The organism is Methanosaeta sp. UBA458, assembly GCF_002496085.1.
Lineage (GTDB): Archaea > Halobacteriota > Methanosarcinia > Methanotrichales > Methanotrichaceae > Methanothrix > Methanothrix soehngenii.
In genome coordinates, this window is record NZ_DAIK01000103.1 from 1 (window position 1) to 3,906 (window position 3,906).

Below are 3,906 nucleotides of genomic sequence, written 5' to 3' on the forward strand. Positions count from 1 at the left end.
ACAGGGCGGCTACGAAATTACAGCATTTTCGGGACACTACCTCCATCACGGGAGGAGTGATAAATGAAAATCAAATCTTTTTTGCCGATGTTCATAGCATCGGTAATGATATTATCGATCATGCCTGGATTCGCATCTGATACGTTGGGCATCTTCGGAAACGCGAATCTAGATGATACCATCGATGAGAAGGATATAGCTTATGTGAATGGGGTATTCAATGGAACAAATGCTCCCACAAACTTTAGCGATGCCAACTACGACGGAAAAGTCGATAGTCTTGATGTAGTTCAGATAGAGATGATCATAAGCGGCGAGGAGAATGAACTCACGTTCATCGACTCTGCTAATAGAACTGTGACGTTGAGGATGCCGCTCAAAAGCCTGGTTGCGGAGAGTCCGATCCTTGAGCCGATGCGTTCACTGGCTTTGGAGTCAGAGGAAGTGGTGGGAATTACACAGTCCACCAAAGAAAACAGCATCTACTTCCCAGAGTTAAACGAACGTCCAAGCATCGGATCGGTCTCATCCCCGGATTATGAGGCGATATTGAAGCTGCATCCGGACACCGTCTGGATACACGCCAGCATGACCTCGTCAAGCTACGAGCAATTCCAGAACAAGCTAAATGAGACAGATCCGACCATCACCGTTTTGAGAATCGATGGCTACAAACCATCCAATCATGCAGATGAAATACGAAAGATGGGCTATATACTTGGAAAACGAGAAGAAGCCAACGAATTCCTCGATTTCTACGAAGGCGTATTGAACACGGTAGAGGAGAAAGCCGAAAACCTTTCAGAAAAAGATAAGCCAACGGTGTACTTCGAGTATGGCCCGTATAAAACATGCGGGGAAGGCTCAGGATATCACGAAAAAATCGTGCTTGCCGGCGGAAATAACATATTTAGCGATCTAACGGATTATCCAACTGTAGATGCCGAAGAGGTTGTGAAGCGCAATCCAGATATCATAATCCTGCTGGATAACGGAAAGAGCGGATACGAATCTGATAACGCGACAGACCTGGCCAGCTTGAGGGATGAAGTCATGAACCGTCCGGAGCTTGCTGATGTAACAGCAGTCAAAGAAGGACAGGTTTATGCGATCAGCAATGACATCTACGGCGGCTCACAGCATTTTCTTGGAATTGCGTTCTTAGCAAAGTGGTTCCACCCCTCCCTCTTTGAGGGCTTAGATCCAAAGGTGATCCACCAGGAGTATTTGACCAGATTTCAGGGATTGGATTATGACCTTGATGAGCACGGAGCATTTATTTATCCACCATTGGAGGAAAATTGAATGAAAAAATCGACTTTTATTTGGCCACTTATTCTGACAGCTTTATTGATGCTAGCGATTATACCTGGATCTGCGTCAGATTACACGCTGGAGATCTACGGAAACGCTAACATGGACAACACAATAGATGAAAAAGACGTAGCATATGCAGAGGGAATAATCGCGGGAACAAATCAAGAGACAAAGCTGGCAGATGCCAACTATGACGGCAAGATCGACAAGGATGACATCTCTCAGATAAAATCAATTATTAGTGGAGAGGACGAAGAGATTACGATAATAGACGATGCTAATAGAACAGTGACGATAAATAAGCCCGTCCAAAGCATCGTTACTCTCAGCACTCACCACACAGAGGGTGTCGTTGTAGTAGGAGCAATCGATCGAATTGTTGGTGTTAGTCCTTATGAAAAGACATACGGCTACTATTTCCCAGAGCTAGCCGACGAAACGGTAGTTGGATTATATACGAGTCCGGACTATGAGAAGATAATCGAGCTTCATCCCGATATTGTCATTACAATGGGGAGAAAGGTTGGCGCCGATGAAGAGAAGCTCAAATCCACTGGCATCACTCTAGTCGGGCTGGATATTACAAGCCCATACTTTGTGAAATCGGATGTCCTTAAACTGGGATATATTCTGGGCCAGAAGGATAGGGCTAATGAATACATAGAATGGCGAGAGAAATATGAGGATAAGATAAAAGACCACATAGCCAATCTAAGCGTGGAAGAGAAGCCTAAAGTGTTCATAGAATGGGGTACGACTAAGAAAATGACTTTTGGCGAAGGCTCAGTCGGTGATGACCTTTGCATTATATCCGGAGGAGAGAACATAGCCCATGACTTGTCTAACCCCTGGCCAGAGGTGGATCCGGAGTGGGTAATAGAACAGGACCCCGATATCATACTGTCTTCTGTTTCTCTGGACGATCAATGGGGATGGAATAGCACAAATGAACCTCAAGATATAACTAATGAAATCATCAATCGTCCTGGAATGAGCGATATTTCTGCAGTGAAAAATGGCAGGGTTTATGCAGTTAACCATAACATTGCCTGGGGAGCAGACAGCATGTTCGGTCAAGCTTGCTGGGCCAAGTGCTTTTATCCTGACTTGGATATAGATCCCAGCGAGATTTACAGAGAGTATCTCGAACGCTATATGGGCATAGCGTATCCGGAAAATATAGTCTTCGTGTATCCGAAGCCCGATAGCTGATACTGCGGCAATGGTCCTTCTCTCCTTGCTCGAATTGGAGAGTGTGATTTCCCAGAGGACTTGCCATTCCTTTTTATGATAATCAGATGTTGCTTGACATGGGGGTACTACCTATTACGTATTATGTGTTTATCACTTCTAGCACCACTACGGTCATCGGTGGCGTGCCATGATTGCTGTAAAATTTCAGTGGCCCGTATCCTGATTCTACTCACTCCACCAAAGATAATAACAATTCCGTGATGGGATTCGACGGCAAATCCAGATAAGATATTAGCTTTAGATTCATGACAATGTATTATAATGAACTATCAGGAAGATATTTATCCTAGCAGCAAGCATTCTGGCCTGAGGATTGGGCATGCTTGTCAAAAAAGTCGGTTATCACCGGCATTTGTTAGCGCTTTGTGCCATTGGGTTAACAGCATTTTTTATCATTTTGGCGAATTCTGTTCAGGCATCCGATTCAGCTAATGGCTCCTCAAGCCAGGTGTTGATAACCAAGGAGGATGCCGCACAGATGATGATTGCCACAGTTGCTGCGGATATCAACGACAGTAGTTTTCGCGTGCATCAGTACCCAGCCTTGATTGATGCTGGATCGAAGGTAAGACAAGCGGTCGCTGATGAGCGCCGGGCGCCTGAATATTTGGCCTGTGAACGCCAAAGCTGGCTGTTCTTCATTGATCTTTCCCCTGGTGCTCATTTTGCCCATCCGGCGATAATTGCGCTGCTGGATGCTGTCAGTGGAGAGATCAAGAGCATGGATGCAGAATGGTGGCCGGTCATTGAGGTGCCGGTCTTTGACAGCACTGCCAAAAGGCAAGACCCTAGCATGATAGTGTTTGAAAGATAACCTATTGTATTGTTATATTACCGCAGGAGGATGTCTTAGGTGGAAAAATCGTCAGTTATAAGGTTAGCTGCTGCTTTAATGGTGGGAGCGCTGCTATTGGTACCGTTGTTTCCGGGAATCGGGGCAATGGCGGCCGAAAATTTGCGGATCAGTCCTGTAATGCAAAAGCCCGAAATGATCTCAATGGCAAATAAAAGCTCAGAGCTTCTCTCTCTGGCCGAGCCCGCTGCAACAGATACTGAGGTTCCAGCATTCGGGGGCTCGCAGGCGCTATTAAATAAGGCAGATGCCGCTAATTTGGTACAGAATTCCATTGTCAATCCTCTTTGGGCTAACGCCGACCAGCAAGATGGATTGAAGGTGCTTCAGTACAGCGAGATTCTGCCTCAGGGCACTCTGATAGAGCCGGCTTTTGAGACTTTTGGCCGGCCTTCGGCTGAAATCGTCAGCCAGAACCCAAGCTGGCTTTTTATGATCGACGAGATGCCAGGAGCGCATTTTGCCCATCCCGTTAAGCTGGT

The 3,906-nt window shown here is 46.0% G+C and carries 4 protein-coding genes; all 4 read left to right on the forward strand.

Annotated elements, in window-relative coordinates; all coding sequences use genetic code 11:
- Positions 1-63 precede the first annotated feature (63 nt).
- Positions 64-1,305, forward strand: a complete 1,242-nt coding sequence (locus BP822_RS07120; RefSeq protein ID WP_286878052.1) for an ABC transporter substrate-binding protein — start codon at positions 64-66, stop codon at positions 1,303-1,305.
- Entirely contained in the window at positions 1,306-2,529 is a 1,224-nt protein-coding gene (locus BP822_RS07125; protein WP_286878053.1) for an ABC transporter substrate-binding protein, read from the forward strand.
- 361 nt (positions 2,530-2,890) lie between these two features.
- Entirely contained in the window at positions 2,891-3,385 is a 495-nt protein-coding gene (locus BP822_RS07130) for a hypothetical protein (protein ID WP_286878055.1), read from the forward strand.
- A 183-nt stretch (positions 3,386-3,568) separates the two neighbouring features.
- Positions 3,569-3,906, forward strand: a 338-nt coding sequence (locus tag BP822_RS07135) for a hypothetical protein (protein WP_286878056.1), incomplete at its 3' end; no start/stop codon positions are given.

Coding starts and splice junctions, on each gene's coding strand:
- BP822_RS07120 (WP_286878052.1), top strand. CDS start 64: ATGAAAATCAAATCTTTTTTGCCGATGTTCATAGCATCGGTAATGATA.
- BP822_RS07125 (WP_286878053.1), top strand. CDS start 1,306: ATGAAAAAATCGACTTTTATTTGGCCACTTATTCTGACAGCTTTATTG.
- BP822_RS07130 (WP_286878055.1), top strand. CDS start 2,891: ATGCTTGTCAAAAAAGTCGGTTATCACCGGCATTTGTTAGCGCTTTGT.